19 protein-coding genes are annotated in these 20,544 nt (G+C 42.1%); 8 read left to right on the forward strand and 11 right to left on the reverse strand.

Annotated elements, in window-relative coordinates:
- The first annotated feature begins 30 nt into the window (after window positions 1–30).
- Window positions 31–1,662: a ubiquinone biosynthesis regulatory protein kinase UbiB gene (ubiB, locus tag NLF92_RS09450; protein WP_254101193.1), complete on the forward strand. Its 1,632-nt coding sequence runs from the start codon at window positions 31–33 to the stop codon at window positions 1,660–1,662.
- 21 nt (window positions 1,663–1,683) lie between these two features.
- Window positions 1,684–2,649 (forward strand): carbohydrate kinase family protein, encoded by a 966-nt coding sequence (locus NLF92_RS09455; protein WP_254101196.1) that lies wholly within the window; start codon window positions 1,684–1,686, stop codon window positions 2,647–2,649.
- Between the two features lie 57 nt (window positions 2,650–2,706).
- Here NLF92_RS09455 and NLF92_RS09460 read toward each other — a convergent pair whose 3' ends face one another.
- Entirely contained in the window at window positions 2,707–3,648 is a 942-nt protein-coding gene (locus NLF92_RS09460) for a hypothetical protein (RefSeq protein ID WP_254101198.1), read from the reverse strand.
- 154 nt (window positions 3,649–3,802) lie between these two features.
- Between NLF92_RS09460 and tatA the strand changes: the two genes are divergently transcribed.
- The 5 genes from tatA to hemB all read left to right on the forward strand — a co-directional run bounded on the left by tatA (window position 3,803) and on the right by hemB (window position 6,746).
- Complete coding sequence (gene tatA / locus NLF92_RS09465; protein ID WP_254101200.1) at window positions 3,803–4,039, forward strand: twin-arginine translocase TatA/TatE family subunit; 237 nt, start codon at window positions 3,803–3,805, stop codon at window positions 4,037–4,039.
- A 2-nt stretch (window positions 4,040–4,041) separates the two neighbouring features.
- Entirely contained in the window at window positions 4,042–4,341 is a 300-nt protein-coding gene (tatB, locus tag NLF92_RS09470; RefSeq protein WP_254101203.1) for a Sec-independent protein translocase protein TatB, read from the forward strand.
- Entirely contained in the window at window positions 4,338–5,117 is a 780-nt protein-coding gene (gene tatC, locus NLF92_RS09475; protein ID WP_254101205.1) for a twin-arginine translocase subunit TatC, read from the forward strand. Before tatB ends, tatC begins: the two co-directional genes overlap by 4 nt.
- A gap of 71 nt (window positions 5,118–5,188) precedes the next feature.
- Window positions 5,189–5,746: a hypothetical protein gene (locus NLF92_RS09480; protein WP_254101207.1), complete on the forward strand. Its 558-nt coding sequence runs from the start codon at window positions 5,189–5,191 to the stop codon at window positions 5,744–5,746.
- Between the two features lie 4 nt (window positions 5,747–5,750).
- Window positions 5,751–6,746 (forward strand): porphobilinogen synthase, encoded by a 996-nt coding sequence (gene hemB, locus NLF92_RS09485; RefSeq protein ID WP_254101209.1) that lies wholly within the window; start codon window positions 5,751–5,753, stop codon window positions 6,744–6,746.
- Between the two features lie 74 nt (window positions 6,747–6,820).
- On the opposite strand, the gene NLF92_RS09490 is transcribed toward hemB, so the two are convergent.
- From NLF92_RS09490 to NLF92_RS09515, 6 genes are read right to left on the reverse strand one after another with little or no spacing between them, the layout of a single operon-like run.
- Complete coding sequence (locus NLF92_RS09490; RefSeq protein WP_254101211.1) at window positions 6,821–8,131, reverse strand: tetratricopeptide repeat protein; 1,311 nt, start codon at window positions 8,129–8,131, stop codon at window positions 6,821–6,823.
- Between the two features lie 9 nt (window positions 8,132–8,140).
- Window positions 8,141–8,749 carry an energy transducer TonB gene (locus NLF92_RS09495; RefSeq protein WP_254101213.1) on the reverse strand — a complete coding sequence of 203 codons (609 nt, stop codon included), beginning with the start codon at window positions 8,747–8,749 and terminating at the stop codon, window positions 8,141–8,143.
- Window positions 8,750–8,764: 15 nt separating this feature from the next.
- A complete protein-coding gene (locus tag NLF92_RS09500; RefSeq protein WP_254101215.1) occupies window positions 8,765–9,172 on the reverse strand; it encodes an ExbD/TolR family protein in 408 nt (135 codons plus the stop codon).
- 20 nt (window positions 9,173–9,192) lie between these two features.
- Complete coding sequence (locus NLF92_RS09505; RefSeq protein ID WP_254101217.1) at window positions 9,193–9,717, reverse strand: MotA/TolQ/ExbB proton channel family protein; 525 nt, start codon at window positions 9,715–9,717, stop codon at window positions 9,193–9,195.
- 5 nt (window positions 9,718–9,722) lie between these two features.
- Window positions 9,723–11,084 carry a MotA/TolQ/ExbB proton channel family protein gene (locus tag NLF92_RS09510; protein ID WP_254101219.1) on the reverse strand — a complete coding sequence of 454 codons (1,362 nt, stop codon included), beginning with the start codon at window positions 11,082–11,084 and terminating at the stop codon, window positions 9,723–9,725.
- Window positions 11,085–11,096: 12 nt separating this feature from the next.
- A complete protein-coding gene (locus tag NLF92_RS09515) occupies window positions 11,097–11,861 on the reverse strand; it encodes a DUF3450 domain-containing protein (RefSeq protein WP_254101221.1) in 765 nt (254 codons plus the stop codon).
- Between the two features lie 424 nt (window positions 11,862–12,285).
- On the opposite strand from NLF92_RS09515, the gene NLF92_RS09520 reads away from it, so the two are divergent.
- Window positions 12,286–15,084 (forward strand): bifunctional aconitate hydratase 2/2-methylisocitrate dehydratase, encoded by a 2,799-nt coding sequence (locus NLF92_RS09520; RefSeq protein ID WP_254101223.1) that lies wholly within the window; start codon window positions 12,286–12,288, stop codon window positions 15,082–15,084.
- Window positions 15,085–15,181: 97 nt separating this feature from the next.
- Here the strand turns inward: NLF92_RS09520 and NLF92_RS09525 are convergent, their stop codons facing one another.
- The 4 genes from NLF92_RS09525 to NLF92_RS09540 form a co-directional block, all read right to left on the reverse strand.
- Complete coding sequence (locus NLF92_RS09525) at window positions 15,182–16,708, reverse strand: PAS domain-containing hybrid sensor histidine kinase/response regulator (protein WP_254101225.1); 1,527 nt, start codon at window positions 16,706–16,708, stop codon at window positions 15,182–15,184.
- Between the two features lie 6 nt (window positions 16,709–16,714).
- Entirely contained in the window at window positions 16,715–17,311 is a 597-nt protein-coding gene (locus tag NLF92_RS09530) for a hypothetical protein (protein ID WP_254101227.1), read from the reverse strand.
- Between the two features lie 3 nt (window positions 17,312–17,314).
- Window positions 17,315–17,671, reverse strand: coding sequence for a response regulator (locus NLF92_RS09535; RefSeq protein ID WP_254101229.1), 357 nt, complete (start codon window positions 17,669–17,671; stop codon window positions 17,315–17,317).
- Between the two features lie 185 nt (window positions 17,672–17,856).
- Window positions 17,857–20,532 carry a TonB-dependent receptor plug domain-containing protein gene (locus NLF92_RS09540; protein WP_254101231.1) on the reverse strand — a complete coding sequence of 892 codons (2,676 nt, stop codon included), beginning with the start codon at window positions 20,530–20,532 and terminating at the stop codon, window positions 17,857–17,859.
- Window positions 20,533–20,544: the final 12 nt, after the last annotated feature.

Consider the following 20,544-nt stretch of genomic DNA (forward strand, 5'->3'; position numbering starts at 1 on the left):
GGGACAACAAAATAGGAAACAACAGCCCTTATGGCAACCAAACGTTTTTATCAAATAGCAAAAGTCGTTCTTGAGTATGGATTGGATGATTTGTTGCCTAAATCTTTTGTGCCTTGGTATGCCAGATTAGGTCGCTTGGGGATTTTTTGGATCCGCAACAAACACAAGGATAAAAGTCGTGGGGTGCGGGCACGTTTAGCGCTTGAATCTCTTGGCCCTGTATTTATTAAATTCGGTCAGATGCTTTCCACTCGACGCGATTTGATCCCATTGGACATCGCAGACGAATTAGCCGTATTACAAGACAATGTACCACCGTTTTCAGGCGCTGATGCAGAAGCTTCGATTTTACGCTCATTAAACATTACTTGTTTAGACGAATTATTCTGTGACTTTGATCCGGAGCCACTCGCTTCAGCCTCAATCGCTCAAGTCCACACTGCAAAACTAAAACAAGATAATGCGGATGTAGTGATAAAAGTCATTCGTCCTGATATTGAGCCGATAATTGAGTCCGATGTAGAATTGCTCCAGTCGATAGCTGTCGTGGTTCAGAAATGGCTACCTGATGGCAAGCGAATGCGCCCGGTAGAAGTCGTTGAAGAGTACCAAAAAACCATTTTTGATGAATTAGATTTGGTGCGCGAGTCCACCAATGGTATGGCAATCAAACATAACTTCGAAGATTCCAATGCATTATATGTCCCTCATTTTTACGGTGATTATTGCACTAAAGATGTGATTGTGATGGAGCGTATTTACGGTATACCTGTGTCCGATATTGCTGCGCTAGAAGCCCAAGATACTAATATGAAAAAACTGGCCGAACGTGGGGTCGAGGTTTTTTTCACGCAAGTGTTCCGCGATAGTTTCTTCCATGCCGATATGCACCCAGGCAATATTTTTGTCAGTACGGAACACCCCGATGATCCATATTATATTGGGATAGATTATGGGATTGTCGGTACTTTGAACGCTGAGGATAAGCATTATCTAGCAGCTAATTTCATCGCATTTTTTAATCGTGATTATCGCAAAGTGGCAGAGTTGCATCGCGATTCAGGTTGGGTTCCTGCGGATACTAACATTGACGAACTAGAAACCGCTATTCGAGCCGTTTGTGACCCGATCTTCCAAAAACCATTAAACGAGATCTCTTTTGGGCATGTCTTATTACAGCTTTTCAACACTGCTCGACGGTTTAATATGGTGGTTCAACCGCAACTAGTATTGTTACAAAAAACCTTACTTTATGTAGAGGGTTTAGGACGCATGCTTTATCCACAACTAGACCTATGGGCAACTGCAAAACCGTTTTTGGAAAATTGGATGAACGAACAAATCGGTCTCAAAGCTATGTTGACCAAAATCAAAAATAATGCGCCTTTCTGGACAGAAAAGTTGCCTGATATGCCTGACCTGTTTTTTTCTACCTTGCAACAATTAAAAGCATTACCTGAACTTCAAGAACAACAGTTCAAAGAGCAACAGGCTCTACAGCGTAAACATCAAAAATCTACTTTGTATGGTATGCTCGGTTCTACCGGTTTTATTTTAGCGTTACTGATGTTTGCCAACCAAATGCCTATCGAATACGAAGTCGGTTTAGCGATTTTTGGTGCATATTTTTGGATAAAAGCGATCGCAAAATCGCGCAGTTAAATAATTTAAAAAAGGAAAAGTATGAGTATTGTTTGTATAGGTGAGATGTTAATAGATTTTGTTTGCACGGATAAAGATGTAGGTCTTGTCGCAGGTGCTAATTATATTAAAAAATCTGGTGGAGCACCGGCGAACGTGGCCGCGACTATTGCTAAGTTAGGAGGAGCGACGCAACTCTTAGGTGCAGTTGGTAAAGATCCATTTGGACAGTTTCTGATTGATAAAGTGGCCCAGTTTGGCGTCGATACCTCTGGGGTTGCACAGCTCAGTACACCGACGACATTAGCGTTTGTTTCTTTAGCGGAAAACGGTGAGCGCGAATTCGTTTTTAATCGCGGAGCTGATGAGCTATATGCTATTTCTCGTCCCCTAGCCGACGTGTTAAAGCCCAATGATATTCTACATTTAGGTTCAGCCACCGCGTTATTAGGTGGTGAATTAGGTAAAGCATATCAAGAGATCACTGATTTTGCGCAGACCCAGGGCAATACGATTTGCTTCGATCCAAATTACCGGATTGATTTGTGGCAAGGCCGAGATGCGGAGTTCAAATCGCTTTGTGAAGCTTATTTTGCTAAAGCTGACATCGTGAAAGTAAGTGATGAAGAGTTAACCTTCTTAAGTGGTTCACAGGACTATGCTGAGGGGTGTGCGTATATACACCAGTATGGTGTAAAAATGGTGTTAGTTACTTTGGGCGCAGCTGGTTGCTTTATCTCACAAAATGGCGAAAACAGAATTATTCCTGCTTACAAAATTTCTGCGGTTGATACTACTGGAGCCGGGGATTCGTTTATCGGGGCATTGTTATATAAAATAGCGGAGTTGCCAAAAACGGAAGCTTTTTATGCCGATAGTATTGATGAGTGTATCGCGTTTGCTGGCAAAGTAAGTGGTTTGGTTTGTTCTAAAATCGGTGCCATGTCTGCATTACCGAGTCTACAAGAAGTCGAAGCGATGCATTTTGAAGTGCACAGCTCAAAGTAGATAACCTTCAGCCCCCCATAAGAACACATTAGGAACTAACTCGAGATAAAGGGAGCTTTAAAAATTAAAGGCATTACCTTTGCCATAAAAAGCCTCAAATCTTAAGGCAATCCCATAGGTTGCCTTAAAATCTTCTTTTTTGAGCCATAGTACATATGGCTCGACCTCAAAAAATAGCCATTTTCGTAACGGGTTGCTGCGTAATTTAGTGCTGACTAATACCTGTTCAGTATGCATATTAGGGCGCGAATAGCCACTGAGGTAAAGCGTATTTATCCAGGTCGATTGTGGACCTAAACGGGTGTAGCGTTGGGCTTCTAAACGCCATTTAAATTCATTATCCTTATCCGAAAAATACCAGCGATGATTTAATCTGTCTAACACTTTTCCGCTTCTTTCATACAGGATGGATGCACCAGCCTCTGTGCCCCAGCGGTCTCGATTGTAGTAATAAGCTTGGCTGTCATACAACAGAGTGATTTTTTCATTTATTTTGTAATAGTCTCGGTAAGTAGCGCGGGCAAAAACTTGATCTCTTCGGCCAAAACCGATCCGGTAACTCACATGTGCAAAGTTCGGACTGAAAAAACGCAAGGCGAGAGTGGTATTTTGTCGTTGTGAATCAATCTCTCTGCTGGTGCGGATATTGTCCTCGAGATTTTCATCTTCGTCATCACTGAGCAAGAGATCCACGCGGTTTTTCAATGAAGGCAGGGAAAATTTAATGCGGAAACGTGTGTCAAAGCCAGCTAAGTCTGTTGAGCGAGGTTCCCAGCCGAAACGAACTTTACCACTTGCCCCAGCCGTTTGCTTTGGGATGTCTGTATCTGAAAACCACCCGTCGATAGCTTGTGCTTGCTCATTGAATGTGGCGGATAAGGAACGATGCCATTCATCCATCCAGATGGATTGAGCGCCATCTGAATGCGCATTTTGTGTTTCAGCCTGCGTGGTCGCAGAGATACTGAAGAATACACAACTCAGCCAGAATATATTCACTAAACATTTGCGTGGCACTTAAATAAAACTCAAACAGATACGATATACTTACTATATCAAGTTCATCGCAACTCGTATAATGATTATTGGTAGGTATTTGTCTTAGATCGTGCTAATATTTTGCGAGTTTTACGTTTATAAATAAGGATATTCCATGGGTGGAATTAGTATTTGGCAGTTATTGATTATCGCATTAATTGTTATCTTATTATTTGGTACAAAAAAATTACGTGGAATGGGTGGTGACATCGGTTCAGCAGTGAAGAGTTTCAAAAAAGCGGTGAACGAAGATACCAGCGCAGAACAAAAAGATGCTGATTTTGTAGATGAATCACTCGCCGAAAAGAAAGCCGTTACAACAGAAGAATTAAAAGAAAAGAAAACTGATTAATTATGTTTGATATTGGTTTTTGGGAACTCTTAGTGATTGGTGTAATGGCCCTGATAGTCTTAGGGCCAGAAAAAATGCCGAGTGCTATTCGTTCAACAGCACGCACAATTCGCAGCATGAAAAGCATGGCAAATGGTTTCAAAAACGAAATGGAAGAACAACTACGTGTGCATGAGTTGCATGAAAACTTGAAAAAAGCAGAACAGCAAGGTTTAAAAGACCTAGATCCAACACTGCAAGCGAGTATGGATGAATTGAAAGCTGCTGCTAAATCAGTGCAAGAGCCGTATAAAAAACAATGAGCACCTCATCCAATCTCGTTTCCCACCTCTTAGAACTGCGCACTCGCATATTAAAAATGTTATTAAGTGTGTTACTTGTGTTTGTCGCTTTGGCAATGTTCGCTCAAGACATTTATCATTTACTTGCACAACCCTTACTGGCGGTCATGCCTGAGGGGGCAACAATGATTGCGACAGATGTTGCTTCCCCTTTCTTCGCGCCATTTAAACTAACCATGGTCGTGTCATTCTTTATTGCGATTCCTTATGTACTTTATCAAGTGTGGGGTTTTATCGCTCCGGCGTTATATCGCAATGAGAAAAAACTCGTCGCTCCGTTATTGTTATCGAGTACATTACTCTTTTATGCCGGTATGGCATTTGCTTATTTCGTTGTGTTTCCATTGGCGTTTAGTTTCTTCAACAGCGTCGCCCCAGAAGGGGTGGTTGTTAGTACAGATATCAGTAGCTATTTAAACTTTGTACTGAAAATTTTCTTTGCTTTTGGGATCGCGTTTGAAATCCCTATTGCGATTATTTTATTGTGTTGGACGGGAGTCACTACACCGAACAATTTACGCGCCAAGCGTCCATATATCATTGTGGGTACATTTGTAGTTGGTATGCTGTTGACTCCACCAGATGTGATTTCGCAGACGTTGTTAGCGATCCCAATGTGGCTGCTATTCGAAGTTGGCGTAATTATAGGTAGCGTGTATAGTCGTAAAGAGATCGTTGAACCAGATGCCTCTGCTGAGCAGGATGCTGCAGAAACAAAACCAGGAAGTCATTCATAATTGAGAAAAATGTAAGGAACTTTTCTATTTTTCTCTCACCAAAACTGATAATAAAAACATTAGAGAATTTTATGAAAGCAATGTTCAAAGGTACCCGCTTAGTTTTATCTTCTTTTGCCCTTAGTAGCTTACTTATGAGTACTGCTGGGCACGCCACTGAATCGGTTGCTGATGCAATGACTGCATGTAGTGCCAAATCGAATAGTCTGCAACGTTTGGTTTGTTATGACAAAATTGCAGCGCGCTTAAACGACTTATCCGATAGTACATTGCCAGCAACGGTAGTGAATACGCCAGCTTTGTCATCTGCAACAGCACCCAATGTTCCCACAGTAGCTGCTCCTAGTCAGCCTACAACCACTGCCCCAGTCCAAAGTAAAAGCATGTTTGGTTTTGCCGAAAAAGAGTCTGATGAATCAGTAGTGGCGACGATCACTAAACTCAGTACTGACAGTCGAAATTATATGACCTTTACGCTAGATAATGGTCAAGTGTGGAAACAAACTGAAGTGAATCGGATCCGTTTTAAAGAAGGGGACACCGTAGAGATTGAAGAAGGGCGCTTTAGTGGTTTTTATCTGAGTAGCACAAACAATAATCGCAGTACTAATGTAAAAAGGTTGAAGTAAACTAATGGCTTTTTTTCTCCCACAACGTCCTCGTCGCTTACGTTTAAATGAAAACATCCGCGGGTTGGTCCGTGAAAATGCATTATCTGTGGCAGATTTGATTTACCCTATGTTTATCAAAGAAGGTGACAACGAAATAGAAAGCGTCGATTCGATGCCTGATGTATATCGTTACTCCATAGATACGTTGTTAGTTAAGTTAGAGGAAGTAGTCAGTCTTGGCATTCCCGCAATCGCCATATTCCCAGTCACACCTATGTCGGCGAAATCTTTAGACGCTGAAGCTGCCTATGATTCAGAGGGTTTAGCACAACGCGCGGTCCGAGCGGTAAAAGCACGGTTTCCGGAATTGTTGGTAATTACTGATGTGGCATTGGACCCATTCACGACACATGGACAGGACGGAATCATTGATGAACACGGTTACGTGTTGAACGACACCACTAATGAAGTGTTGATAAAGCAGGCGCTTTCTCATGCCCAAGCGGGTGCTGATATTGTCGCGCCTTCTGATATGATGGATGGACGGATTGGTTTAATTCGTGATGCTCTAGAAGACGCGGGTTTTTGTAATACCGCTATTATGGCTTATTCTGCAAAATACGCATCGAGTTATTATGGACCATTCCGCGATGCAGTCGGTTCAGCTGCTAATATTAAAGGCGGAGACAAAAAAACATACCAAATGGATCCTGCGAATTCTGATGAGGCCATTAAAGAGGTGGCACTGGATTTAGATGAAGGCGCGGATATGGTGATGGTGAAGCCAGGTATGCCATATTTAGATATAGTGCGTCGGGTTAAGGATGAACTCAAAGCGCCGACGTTTGCCTATCAAGTAAGTGGAGAGTATGCGATGCACCAAGCTGCATTTACTAATGGCTGGCTCAGCAAAGAAGCAGTGATTATGGAGTCATTATTAAGTTTTAAACGAGCGGGCGCTGATGGTATTTTGACATACTTTGCAGTAGAGGCTGCAAAAATACTCCAAGAACAATAAAGACGGTTGATCCGATATTAAACCTCTTGCTTCGCCCTGAAGAAGGACAAGGCAAGAGGCGTGATACGTCCTTCCTAGTCAGACTCGATTTCTGCTTCTAATGCTTCTATCGTAAGCTTCTCAGCATTCACAAACTGTTGCCACTGTTGTGCCATTTTCTGAGTCTCTCTGTACTCCTCTGCTTTCGCTAACTGGTCAATAGCAGCTACAAAGTTTTGCTGATTATAATATGACATTCCCAATACTAAATGCATGGTTCCTTGATTTCGCAAGTTACCTTTGTCTAGTGCCAGTTCTGCATTTTTTATCGCTTCGTCAAATTTATCAATGTTTAGGAACAACTGCGCTAGCTGTGCATATAACTCGCCATTAGGTGACAATTTTGCAGCTGTACGCAGTACAGGGACCGCCTTTTCGTTTTCTTTGGCGAGTTGTAGACATTGAGCTAAGAACTTCAGGTTACGCAAGTTTTCTTCTAATAGACGATCATTGATAGCTTCCTGCATGACATTCGCGCATTTTATGGGGGACTTGTGCAAGTAGTACAGCTGCGCAAGGTTAAATAGGTCAGCACCCTTCACTAAAAAATTTTGTTGGTAGGCTGCTTCCATGACGGCAAGTTGGTGCTTCTCCATACCTAGCTGACCGTACATACCGCCTAGCTGGACCCAATACTTAGGAGCGTTGAACAACTTCACCATTTTCACAATGATATCTTTGACTTTTTCATTGTCTTTGAGCTCGTAGTGAACAGCGCGTTGTAAAATCAACCATCCCTCATCGGGGATCATGCCCGCAGATTCTTTTACCGTCACTGCTTCGTCAATGAAGCTAGCGGCTTTTTCATATTGTTTATCCGAATAATACGCTTGCGCTTTAATAAACAAATTCTTTGGTGGGGTAGGGCCGACGTTCAAATCTTCCCAACGCTCTAGATTAGCAATTGCAGTTTTGTAATCACCTTGCATTAATGCAAGCTGTGCAATTGTAAATACCGTTGATTGTTCAAATGATTCTGGGATCGGTTGTTGTGCAACAACTTTATTGAAATATTCGAGTGCTTTATCTGACTGTTCATTGTTGTAATAAATCAAACCGTAGAAGTTGTATAGCATGGCAACTTCATAGCTATTCATAGATGATTTTTTGTCTTCGACGTCCGCTAATACTTCAAAAGCCTCATCGAGCTGGTTATTATCAGCAAAAGTTTGTGCTCGAGATAATTGCTCATAGACTTTACCTCGCAAGGTAGGTACCTTGCGTGTTTGCTTGTCACTTGCTTTGGTTTGGGCATGTGCAGTGGTAATCACTGTGGCTTGACCGATAAACAAAATAGCACTTAAGCATATTCCCGATAACAAACAATGTAGTGTACGTGATTTCATTGCGAATCCTTATCCATCAATCTTAAAAGTAATACGGTTTTGCACCCCAGACACCGCGATGGGCTCACCGTTAACTACTCGAGGTTTATATTTAAATTTTTTGGCAGCATCGAGAGCCGCTTGGTCAAAAATACTTTCTGGTTGAGCTTCAAGAACTATTGGATTAGATACAGAACCTTGCTTATTTACAGTAAATTCAACAATCACAAAGCCCTCAATACCACGCTGCAAGGCTCGACGTGGATATACCGGAGCAACTTTCACTATAGGTAAATACTCTCCATCGCCAGAATCTAAACCAGTACCGCCATCTAATGACAAATCTGTAGTGACCTCAGCAGCAAAATCCAGTCCGGTACCTTCACCATCTGGTGCAGGGGAATCCATCTGAGGGGTTTCCATCTGCGGTGGGGGCTCTTCTGGCTTTGGTGGCTTTTTGGGTTTGCGGTCTTTTTTCTCGACCGCTTCTTCTTTTTTAACGCGGACAAAGTCCAATACGCTACCTCTAGGTGGCTCAGTAAAGGCACTACCGCCACTCTTAATAAGTGACTGCATGAGGAGGAATAACCCCAGGGTAATCGCTGCCGAGACAATAAAGGCAATTAAAAAACGTGACATAATAATAGTGCCTGTTTACTGTTCTTGAGCCGCAATCGAAATATCATAGGCACCGGCTGCTCGCGATGCATCCATGACTTTGATAAGCGTTTCGGTGGTTGACTTGCGATCAGCTTGGATCACGACAGAACCTTGAGGGTTTTCTGCTTTTAAACGTTCAACATTAGCTTGTACTGCTCGAACATCAACACGACGTTTATTGATCCAAATCTCACCTTTATCACTGATGGCAATTAAAATGTTAGCGCGGTCTTTTTTGACAGCGGTCGCTGCCTCTGGACGATTGACGTCAATCCCAGCCTCTTTAACAAATGAAGCCGTAACGATAAAGAAAATCAGCATGATAAAGACGACGTCAAGCATGGGCGTCATATCAATTGCCGCTTCTTCTTCGTCCATTAAGTTTTGAAAATGTTGTTTCATGTTGTAACCCTCGACGCCACTTAAATGTGGCGAACTAGTTGAATTTGATCTTCTAAATGTGCACGTTCGGTTTTCACTTTACGTGTTAACCATGTTGAGGCGAATACGCCTGAAAGTGCACCTACCATGCCTGCCATTGTTGGAATGGTTGCTTTTGAGACACCGGATGCCATTGAACGTGCGTTACCTGAACCAGAAATTGCCATGACGTCAAAAACTTCAATCATTCCGGTGACGGTTCCCATTAAACCTAATAATGGACACAAAGCGACAAGCGCCTGAATAATTGGAATACTGCCGTTCAATGCCATCACCATTCGAGAAATAGCGGCTTGACGAATTTGCTCTGCATTCCAGGATGTTTTGTCTTGGCGTTCCTGCCACTGTGACAACACATCGTTTTTAATTTCTTTGTGCCAGATTAGGATGTATAAAACACGTTCTAAAATCAGCAACCACATGACAAAGATCAAGAACCCGATGACCAAGAGTACTTGGCCACCTGTTTCTGCAAAATCTCGGATCGCTTCTAAGAACTCAACCATGTGAATTAGCTCCGCTCTGCGCGCTCAGCAATCACACCAGCTGCTTGTTCTTGAAGAATGAACACGATGTTCTTGCTACGCGTGTTTAATACTGCGTAGAGCAAGGTCATCGGGATCGCGACAACTAGACCTAATACCGTTGTGACAAGTGCTTGTGAAATACCACCAGCCATCAGTTTTGGGTCACCTGTACCAAACAACGTAATTGCTTGGAAGGTGTTAATCATACCCGTTACTGTACCTAATAGACCCATAAGAGGTGCGACGACTGAGATGATTTTGATGATCGTTAAGTTGCGGCCTAATTTAGGTACTTCAGTTAAAATGGCTTCAGTCAGATGCAGTTCCATTGCTTCAGTGTCGGCATCTGGATATTTGTCCTTCACCTGCATAACGCGACCCAATGGGTTATTGTCAGTGAAGGTCTCAGACTTAAGCTGTTTGTTAACTTTGCTGCGGATCAGCGTCAATGACACTAAACGCTCAAGTGCGAGTAACAAGCCCAAGGCACCGACTGCAAGGATGATGTAACCAACCAAACCACCTTGCTCAACACGCTCTTTAAGCGTTGGTGCTTGGACGAGTAAACCTAGGATCGAACCACCTGTCGGGTCGATACCAAACTTTACTAGTTCACCGCTGGAGGCCTGCAACTCAGCTGCGCTTGAACCAAAACGGTCAGCAGGCTGGCGAATTAATTCAGCAACATTTCCCGTCACACCGTTGTACTCAAGGAATTTGCCATCAGCTACTAAAGCGAAGGGTCCAACGCGAACCACTTCTTTGACCACTTTGTTACCACCAGCTTCAATCACTGCTGTCTCAAACTTAGTGACTTTACCGCTTTCGGTCATTTCTCGCTGCATTTCAAACCATACGCGCTCAATTTCTGCAATTGAGGCCAATTTTGATGAAGCTCCCATTGATTGGGCCATCTGATCCAAAAACTCTGCACGGCCAGAGATTTGTGCCGAAATCATCGAGTTGGTGAATTTGTTCTTGGTATCGCCAGATACTTGCTGCAGCACACCGAACAATTCTTTTAGTGAACCTAAGCGGTTGTTCAATGCATCGTTCAAGTCAGCGAGTTTAAATTCGTTTTCTTCGAACTGAGTTTCCAGTGTTTCAGAAAGCGTTAAAGCATTGTCACGGGTGTAACGCGTTTGACGTAAAATGCGGTCCTGCTCGCTACGTTTGGTAACGAACTCAGCTTCACGTGCTTGGTTTTCTTGAGACTGAGCAAATTGCCCTTGTTCAAGCTGTTTTAATAGTGCATCTAAATCTAATGCACGATCATTTGCAGTTGCAGTAAAGCTTAATGCTGATACAGCAACGACGGCTAGAATGGTTTTTAGTGAAAATTTCATGTCAAACATGCCTTAGTCGGTAATCGCAACGGGTAACATTAAAAGGTCAGGAGCAAGCTGTTTCTTGGCCATACGCAAACCTTTAGTGATTTGGGTACGGTAGCTAGAATCCAATGCTTCCCATTGACGGGTTTGTTTGTTCCACGCACCTTGACGTGACGCGTCACGTGTTTGGTAAATCAATGCGGTACGACCAAGGCGCAAGAATTCAACTTCGCGCTCAGTACCATCGATCGTATGCAGACCAGGGTATGCTTCAAGTGTACGGCCATAATCCATTTCAACTTGGTAGGCCTCCATCACCCGGCGAAACTTTTCCGACGGAGCGACGTCAGCACGGTCCATCATGCTACGTAAACCAGCAACCCGCTCTGCACGTTCTTGCGGAAGGAAAGGCACATCCAGTGCCACGAATTGCTCTAATCCATTAATCATATTAATCATTAAAGGCGTAATTTGACGTTCAATGACGCTGACTTCGTCAATCGCCTCGTTCAAAGCTTGCATTTCGTTTGTTTGGTTATCGATTTGTTTTTGTAATTGACTGTTATAGACATTTAAGCCTTCAATTTCTTTGTTCAGTGTTTTGAACTGTTGTAATTTAGTGTCAATTTGTTCGACAATATTATCGATTTTCATTTGTGACTGGGCTGCAGAGGCATTGATTTTTCCTGCTTCAGTCACGACTTTCTCAACAGTCTGGTCTGCTTGTGCAAATGCAGTACAGCTCATGCAACCTGCAACAATCAAAGCCATTAGAGAGACTAAGCGATTCATAGTATGGACCTTTTTTTTGAGCCGGATCTTGATGATTTGGCAATTTGAAAACTCGGGGAATCATACTGGTGTTCTTTGACAGTTTTATTACAATCCTGTCATGTTGGGTTGGTTTAATATAAGCTTCATATTACTGTCACATAACATTCATAAATTGCTCACGCCAGTAAGTAGGATAGTGGCTGTTTTTTTTTAAGAACATAGAAGGTTTTATCTAAAAATACCGTTATTAGCTTCATAAACCTTGTTAGCCAAGGTACTACAACTAAGGTATATGAAAGCTAATTCATTGATATTATTAAGTTTACGCGCTATATAAATAGAATTTATAATAGTTATTCAGCTTAGGCATGGGCATTGTGTGCTTTTTTTCATATAATCCCCAGGTTAATCACTAATGGATTTTATTAAGGCGTAACACACGATGAGTCAATACAACGAATATCTCAAAGAAATCGAAGTCCGTAAAACCGACCTCGGTTTGAACCCTAAACCGATCGACAGCGCAGAACTAACTGCCGAAATCATTGAGCAAATCAAAGATACTAGTCACCCAGAACGCGAGTCATCGCTGAAATTTTTCATTTACAATACTTTACCTGGTACTACGCCAGCGGCAGTTGTGAAAGCGGCATTTTTAAAAGACATCGTGCTTGGCAACGAAGTAGTTGCTGAAATTTCTCCTGAGTTTGCATTAGAACAGCTTTCGCACATGAAAGGTGGTCCTTCTGTGGAAGCATTATTAGATGTTGCTCTTTCTGATGATGCGCAAGCAGCAGCTGCTGGTGAAGTTTTAAAATCACAAGTATTCTTATACGATGCGGATACAAGTCGTTTAGCTGAAGCATATAAAGCGGGTAACGCGATTGCGACAGATATCTTAAAGAGCTACGCGAACGCAGAATTTTTTACTAAGCTTGATGACATCCCTGAAAAAATCAAAGTGATTACTTATATCGCTGCAGAAGGTGATATTTCAACTGATCTTCTGTCTCCTGGTAACCAGTCGCATTCACGTGCTGACCGTGAACTACACGGTTTATGCATGATTTCTCCTGAAGCTCAGCAAGAAATCAAAGCGATGAAAGAAGCAAACCCTGATTGTAAAGTTATGCTTATCGCTGAAAAAGGCACCATGGGTGTCGGTTCTTCACGTATGTCAGGTGTGAATAACGTTGCACTTTGGGCCGGTGAAGAAACATCTCCATTTATTCCTTTTGTTAATAATAAGCCAGTGGTTGCGGGTACTAATGGTATTGCACCGATCTTCTTAACCACAGTAGGTGTAACTGGTGGTATTGGTCTTGACCTTAAAAATTGGGTCAAAAAGACTGACGAAAATGGTGAAGTGGTTCGCGATGAAAATGGCGATCCAGTTTTAGAACAAGCTTACTCTGTTGCAACCGGTACTATTTTAACGATCGATACCAAAGCGAAAAAATTATACAACGGTGACGAAGAGCTGGTTGATGTATCTGATGCGTTTACACCGCAAAAAGTTGAGTTCATGAAAGCCGGTGGCTCTTATGCTGTAGTATTTGGTAAAAAGCTACAAACATTTGCTGCTGAAACTCTTGGTGTTGAAGCGCCTGTTGTTTACGCACCAGCAAAAGAAATCTCAATCGAAGGTCAAGGCCTGACTGCAGTTGAAAAGATCTTCAACCGCAATGCAATTGGTGTCGCATCAGAAACACCACTCCACACAGGTTCTGATGTACGTGTTAAAGTGAATATTGTTGGTTCACAAGATACGACGGGTCCTATGACTTGTCAGGAATTAGAGGCGATGGCTGCTTCTAAGATATCGCCAAGTGTTGACGGTGCATTCCAATCTGGCTGTCACACAGCATCAGTTTGGGATAACAAAGCTAAAGCGAACACGCCTAAGTTAATGGCATTCATGAACGCATTTGGCGTTATTACCGCGCGTGATCCGAAGCACGTTTATCACTCGATGACAGACGTTATTCACAAAGTATTGAATGATATTACTGTTGATGACCGCGCTATCATTATCGGTGGTGATTCACATACGCGTATGTCAAAAGGCGTCGCATTTGGTGCTGACTCTGGTACTGTTGCTTTAGCACTGGCGACAGGTGAAGCTGCAATGCCGATCCCTGAGTCGGTCAAAGTGACATTTAAAGGCAGTATGCAACCGCACATGGATTTCCGTGATATCGTGCACGCGACTCAAGCCCAAATGTTGAAGCAATTTGGTGGGGAAAACGTTTTCCAAGGACGAGTTATCGAAGTACAAATTGGTACATTATTGGCTGACCAAGCGTTCACGTTTACGGACTGGACAGCTGAAATGAAAGCCAAAGCGTCTATCTGTATCTCTACTAACGAGACATTGATTGCGTCATTAGAATTGGCTAAATCACGTATCCAAATCATGATCGATAAAGGCATGGACAACGAAGCGAATATGCTTCAAGGTCTTATTGATTTGGCGGATCAGCGTATTGCAGAAGTCAAATCTGGCGAAGCTCCAGCGCTTGCACCAGATGACAATGCTAAGTACTACGCAGAAGTGGTTGTTGATCTTGATTCAATCGTTGAGCCAATGATTGCTGACCCAGATGTCAACAACGAAGACATCTCTAAGCGTTACACGCACGATGTAATTCGCCCAGCCTCTTACTATGATGGCCGTAAAGTTGACCTTGGTTTCGTTGGTTCTTGTATGGTTCACAAAGGCGATATGAAGATCATTGCTGCGATGTTACGCAACCTTGAACAAAAAGGTCCTATTTCATTCAAGGCGCCACTAGTTGTTGCTCCACCAACATATAACATCGTTGATGAGTTAAAAGTAGAAGGCGATTGGGATATCCTACAAAAATATGCTGGTTTTGAGTTCTCTGATGAGAATCCAAAAGAAGCTGCGCGTACTAAGTATGACAACATCCTTTACTTAGAGCGTCCAGGATGTAACTTATGTATGGGTAACCAAGAAAAAGCAGAAGCGGGTGATACCGTACTTGCGACTTCTACGCGTCTTTTCCAAGGCCGTGTAGTTGAAGATAGTGCTGAGAAGAAAGGTGAGTCACTACTTGGCTCCACGCCAATGGTTGTACTTTCTTGTATCTTAGGTCGTTTCCCGACGTTACCAGAGTATCAAGAAGCGGTTTCTGGTATCGATTTGACTACGTTCCAACCACCTAAAGAAGACTTGGCAGTGGCTGGCTCGGACATCATCCCGGCGGTACGCGTATAGTTAAATTATATCGCTAATCTGTAGCGATTGTATAAATGCAAAAGCCAACGCAGGATATACTGCGTTGGCTTTTTTGTATCCTCTTAGCAAACCGGTGTTAAATATCTAGTGACATACGGTTAAACAGCTCAACCACATCTTTAAAACTGTATGGTTTAGATAATATAAAATCAAAACCATGCTCAGTATAACGGTCATTATCTTCTTCTAGCGCGTTGCCAGAGGTGATTACAAAGGGCACTTGTTGATAATCAGTAAGACTCTTTGCAAAAGAGTAAACCTCTGTGCCTGTTTTAAACGGCATATTATCATCTAATAAAACCACGTCATATTGCCCCTCATTAAGGCATTTACATGCAGCAAAGCCATCAATGGCAATGGTTACCGATGCACCTAATTTTTCAATAAAACTAATGAGGATATGTTGAGATATTTGGTTGTCCTCTGCAACTAGGACACGGATACCAGTTAAATCAGGTTGCGCTTGGCTTATCACAGCTTCAATACCATATCCTTCTGGTGGCAGTGTCAGCGGTAATGTAACAATGAACGTAGACCCCAAGCCTTCCTGACTGTGCACTCTGATTTTTCCATCCAATAAGGTGACGATAGATTTGACAATAGACAGGCCCAAACCAAAACCTTCATTGCCCATTTCAAGGCCTTGTTTAGCCTGCTTGAAAGAGTCAAATATACTGACTTGTTCAGCTAAAGAAACCCCTGAACCACTATCTTTTACCACGATAGTTAACTGATCATTATCGGCATTAATCCGCAGTTTAACAAATCCTTTGGAGGTGAATTTGATAGCATTGCTCACTAGGTTTTCAACGATTTGGTACAGGCGGGATTTGTCGATATAAATAGTTTGCTCATAATCAAAATCCAGCTCATAGACAAAGCGTAGACCTTTGGCTTTTGCACCTACCTGACTGACATCAATGACATTATGAAAAAACTCTTTCAAAGAAAACACTTCAGGAGCAAAGCGTAACTGATTGGAACTGACTCGGGTTAGGTCGACAAAATCCTTAATCAGTGTTAACAAGAAATCCCCCGAATCTTTAATACCATGGACTAATTTTGTTTGTGCATCGTTGAGTGGTTCGTCCAACAATAATTCGGTACTGCCAATGATCCCGTTAAGAGGGTTACGAATATCATGACTAATGGTCGATAAGAAACTCATCTTAGACTCAGCCAACGTTTTTATTTGCTTTGCTGAGTCTTTTACCATCATTAGGGATTTGTTGTGCTCCGAGACATTGGCGATTGAAATAAGTCCCTCTAGTCCATGTTCACCTTGGAGCACTGACACAAAGGTGTCTTGCATCATCACTTCGTCGTTATTTTGTTGGATTTCAACAAAACAGTGATGGATGAGGGCTGATAACACCATGGGCGCACGCATTTTGAATAAGCGCTTAAAACGAGGCCAGAATTTTTTCGCAGTGAGCATTGGAAAAGCATCGTCAATGGCTTTACCTACTAAGGTATCCGCGCTTTGTCCAACCCAACCGACAAAGACTTTGTTGACAAATACGATGGTGAAATCTTCATTAATTAAAATGACACCGTCAGTGACGTGATCAAGATAGTGGATATTACTATTAGAGTTAGCCATGACCATCTACATTAATAGTTCTGGTAGTTTTCCATTCATGGCTTGTAGTGAGTCGATATCAAAGACCAATACAACATGTCCTTCAATGCTGGCACTTTGCACCGCAAAGTTTACCTCACATAAAAAAGACACATCATTCCCTTGAAATAGTTCGTTTTTAATAAATTGTGTGACGTGTAAATCAGAAAACTCGGGGAGTTGATAATCCAAGTGCTCACTAAGCGAATTACTAAAAGACGCTAATACAGAATTTAGAATAATATTCCCGACTTCAGTTAATGTGCCTGCTTTAAGGGAGTTGTAATCTTCTTCCTCAAACCCTTCTGATAATATATTGGTGAGTTTCTTCCCACTTTCAATGGGAAACAATAAGTTCGCTACCCCGGTCATACCACCATTGAAATTCATCTGGACTAGTGAGATGTCCTCGCCTATGTCGTTTTGTAAGCGTTCTTCTAATTCCTCAGGCGTTAAGATCACAAGTAAAGGGGCTTGTAAGGTAACATGTGATTCGACCATTTCATTAAGGACGGAGGCAGCATCGCCTACGCCAATATTCGTCAATTCGGTAATGACGTCTTTCAGGTCTTCATTAATTTCCATAGGCTAGTTTAATACCTTACTTAAGGCCATCTCAATCTTGTCGAGCTTAGCAGGCTTGTTGATCATCGCTTTGGCACCAAGTTCAATCGACATATCGTAAGACGATTCTTGTTTGTCTGCGGAAAGGACAATCACAGGCGCGGCTTCATCTTTCCATGCATATGCCTCTAAAAATTGATGACCATTAACATCTGGCATCAACAAATCACAAAAAATGCAGTCGACTTTGAGTGTTTGAAGTTGATTGAGAGCGTCTTGACCGTTTTCAGCTTGGATAGTGTCGTGCCCAAGACTTTCAATAATTTTGCAAATGCTTCGACGCTGAAATCCAGAATCATCTATTACTAGAATTTTTGCCATATATGTGATTTCTTCTTAATGATTAGAGCAAAGACTGTTTCTGATATATATCGGAGGAGCTGTCATTCACTTCGTGTCAACTGCAGGGATGTTTTGAAGTATAGAAGACAATACGTAAAATACCAAAAAACCCAATCAAAATTGTAGTGATTGGGTTTTGCATAATGGTACTGTGTTAATTGGAATTAGAAATCGTATTTATACGATAAGCTCAAACCGGTACCAACTTCTCGAGAACGCACCACCACACCAGACTGAGTCACTTCTTGGTCTTCACCTAATAAGTTACTCACTTTCAACTTAACGGTGCTGTTGAAATCTGGATAATAGGTATAAACAACATCCAAAGAATGGAATGGTTGCTCATATGCATCATCACGACCTACGATACCCGCAGCAAGAATACGCTCACCAAACACGTTATAAACTAATGATGCACTATGTTCGCCGTTGGCAGAATCATAGTTCAACTGTAAGTTAACGACATATTCAGAGTGACCTGTCATACGACGAGTCGTATTCGTTAAGTTACCTGCACGAGCCGGGTCTATCTCAACTTCTGAATCACTCAAAGTGACGTTACCAGATGTAAAGAAGCCTTCAGCAATATGTTCAATCCCATAAAGAAACTCAGCTTCAATACCGGTAACTGTTGCAGTATCAGCATTAATAAACTCGGCAGAATAATCTTCGTCACCAATCACTAACTTAGACTCAATTGGCGCAGTGATATCTTTGTAGAACGCTGCCACTGAGAAGTTATTGCCAGCTGAACCATAATATTCATAACGCAAGTCGTAGTTGGTAATCGGACTTGAAGTTAGATTACTATTACCGAACGTTTGAATATCCGTTAGCGGATCAAAGTAGAATACAGGAACTATTTCACGCAAATCCGGACGTACAACTGTTTCACCATAGCTAGCACGTATCTGATAGTCACTACCACCAAGATAGGTAAACGCTAACGAAGGATACATATCATCTTCATTAATAATACCGCTTTCAATACGGTCTGTACCATAGATGATATCTAAGTCTTCTTGTGTAAACACAAGGCTAGAGGTACCAATAGCGACTTGCTGGAAATTCTCCCAACGCAAACCACCGCTCAAACGATACTTGTTAGCATAGAACACATCAATCATACCGTATCCGGCATCGATTTGTTGTGCCGCTAAGTAGTCATCCGCATTCGGTGCCAGAGGCTCGTTAAAGTTAACAAAGACATTGTTACTATCGATGAAGCTTTGCGTTAAATAATCTGCATCTGACAATGTATCAGTGCCAGAAGCATTAATAGTGATGGCAGAACCCGAAGCGTTGTCTACGCTAAAACCAGAAGTTGTGTAGTTACGAGCACGGTCAGTAAAGTCATACCCACCTTTAATTTCAACTTCATAATCGCCTTTGTAGAACACATAAGATGCATTTGCACCATATGAATCAACATAGTCTTCCATTTCAGTGAAATCAATTAAGGCACGGTTATCATCACCCGTAATAACAGTTGATGCTACAGTACCATTCTCGTAGCGGTCTCTGAAAGAAAACTTCGCAGAGCCTGGAATGTCCGTAGTCGCCTCTGAACGAGTATACTGCCAATCAACCCCCAAGTTATCTAACTGAGGAAATGTATGTTGGCCAACAAACTGGTGTACCAGTAATTCACGCTCTTCATATAAAAACTCATGAAAGCGATTTGCTTGACCATCAGTAGCTATGGAAAATATTGAGGAGCCTGCTGGTGATTGTTGCGTTGCCACTTCGATCTCATCATCAGAGTCTTGTAACAGTATATTAGTATAAGAAACAGAATGAGTATCGTACTTATAACCAATATTTAAATAGCTGTTCAAACGCTCATTATGGACCGTGGTCACAGAATCTTTGACAGTATTAAAACAAGAGTTACTGACTTCCTCTGGTGTGTTTAGCGTGGTTGAACAATCTGGATTAAACTCCTGCGTGATAACTGCAGTGCGTTTTTCTGATGTTTTTGCTGACTGATCGTAGGCAACTGAATATAACGCACCTAACGTTCCATCCATAAAGTCGAAAGAATTTCCGATGTTAAACTTGGCACCAAAATTTGGTGAAGCAGAATCTTCAGTAATGCCAAAATCACGTGGAAGTTCAGACAATAATGCTTGGTTTAATGTAATTGCTTGGCTTGCAACAGAACCATTTGCAGGATCAAAAGTATTTAATCTGGCAATGTTTTCAATCGAAAAATCGCCGCGATAGTTACCAATTGCAGCTGCTAGATTACTGCCAATTCCAGATGTATTAGTATTGTAGTCAAAAACATCTGAAGTGGCTGTATCCATACCCGCAGAGACTTCAACACCTACCACAAACTCAGATGGGACTGATTTAGTACGAATATCAATACTGCCACCACCGAATGCCGCAGGCATATTGGGTGAGAAAGCTTTCTGTACTGACATGCTCTCAATGATTGTCGCAGGGAAGATATCAAGTGGTACAACATTACGGCTAAGATCCGGACTTGGAATATTTGCACCGTTTAATCGAGCACTTGAGTAACGCTGACCGAGACCACGTACGTAAATGAACTTACCATCTACTAATGTCAAACCTGTCACGCGTCGTAAAGCAGAAGCTGCGTCACTGTCACCAGTTCGCGATATCTGTTCTGCACCTAAGATATCAGCAACAAACGCTTGGTTTTTACGTTCTTCAATAACAGCCATAGCACTGCCTTGTAAACGAGAACCTGTTGCGACTACTTCTTCAATGACTTGGTCATCTTCTTGGGCAAAAGTAGGTGCTGATGTTCCTAGTATACCGGCAACAACTGCCAGTGATAATTTATGGAGTTTATGCTGTGATTTCATAACTATTCCTAA

The sequence above is a fragment of the Opacimonas viscosa genome, from assembly GCF_024199005.1.
Classification (GTDB): Bacteria; Pseudomonadota; Gammaproteobacteria; order Enterobacterales; family Alteromonadaceae; genus Opacimonas; species Opacimonas viscosa.

Excerpts from the sequence above, each read along its gene's own strand:
- NLF92_RS09480 (WP_254101207.1), top strand. The coding sequence starts at position 5,189 with ATGAAAGCAATGTTCAAAGGTACCCGCTTAGTTTTATCTTCTTTTGCC.
- ubiB (WP_254101193.1), top strand. The coding sequence starts at position 31 with ATGGCAACCAAACGTTTTTATCAAATAGCAAAAGTCGTTCTTGAGTAT.
- NLF92_RS09540 (WP_254101231.1), bottom strand. The coding sequence starts at position 20,532 with ATGAAATCACAGCATAAACTCCATAAATTATCACTGGCAGTTGTTGCC.
- NLF92_RS09495 (WP_254101213.1), bottom strand. The coding sequence starts at position 8,749 with ATGTCACGTTTTTTAATTGCCTTTATTGTCTCGGCAGCGATTACCCTG.
- tatA (WP_254101200.1), top strand. The coding sequence starts at position 3,803 with ATGGGTGGAATTAGTATTTGGCAGTTATTGATTATCGCATTAATTGTT.
- NLF92_RS09520 (WP_254101223.1), top strand. The coding sequence starts at position 12,286 with ATGAGTCAATACAACGAATATCTCAAAGAAATCGAAGTCCGTAAAACC.
- NLF92_RS09505 (WP_254101217.1), bottom strand. The coding sequence starts at position 9,717 with ATGGTTGAGTTCTTAGAAGCGATCCGAGATTTTGCAGAAACAGGTGGC.
- NLF92_RS09525 (WP_254101225.1), bottom strand. The coding sequence starts at position 16,708 with ATGGCTAACTCTAATAGTAATATCCACTATCTTGATCACGTCACTGAC.
- NLF92_RS09500 (WP_254101215.1), bottom strand. The coding sequence starts at position 9,172 with ATGAAACAACATTTTCAAAACTTAATGGACGAAGAAGAAGCGGCAATT.
- NLF92_RS09490 (WP_254101211.1), bottom strand. The coding sequence starts at position 8,131 with ATGAAATCACGTACACTACATTGTTTGTTATCGGGAATATGCTTAAGT.
- NLF92_RS09530 (WP_254101227.1), bottom strand. The coding sequence starts at position 17,311 with ATGGAAATTAATGAAGACCTGAAAGACGTCATTACCGAATTGACGAAT.
- NLF92_RS09455 (WP_254101196.1), top strand. The coding sequence starts at position 1,684 with ATGAGTATTGTTTGTATAGGTGAGATGTTAATAGATTTTGTTTGCACG.
- NLF92_RS09510 (WP_254101219.1), bottom strand. The coding sequence starts at position 11,084 with ATGAAATTTTCACTAAAAACCATTCTAGCCGTCGTTGCTGTATCAGCA.
- NLF92_RS09515 (WP_254101221.1), bottom strand. The coding sequence starts at position 11,861 with ATGAATCGCTTAGTCTCTCTAATGGCTTTGATTGTTGCAGGTTGCATG.
- NLF92_RS09535 (WP_254101229.1), bottom strand. The coding sequence starts at position 17,671 with ATGGCAAAAATTCTAGTAATAGATGATTCTGGATTTCAGCGTCGAAGC.
- tatB (WP_254101203.1), top strand. The coding sequence starts at position 4,042 with ATGTTTGATATTGGTTTTTGGGAACTCTTAGTGATTGGTGTAATGGCC.
- tatC (WP_254101205.1), top strand. The coding sequence starts at position 4,338 with ATGAGCACCTCATCCAATCTCGTTTCCCACCTCTTAGAACTGCGCACT.
- hemB (WP_254101209.1), top strand. The coding sequence starts at position 5,751 with ATGGCTTTTTTTCTCCCACAACGTCCTCGTCGCTTACGTTTAAATGAA.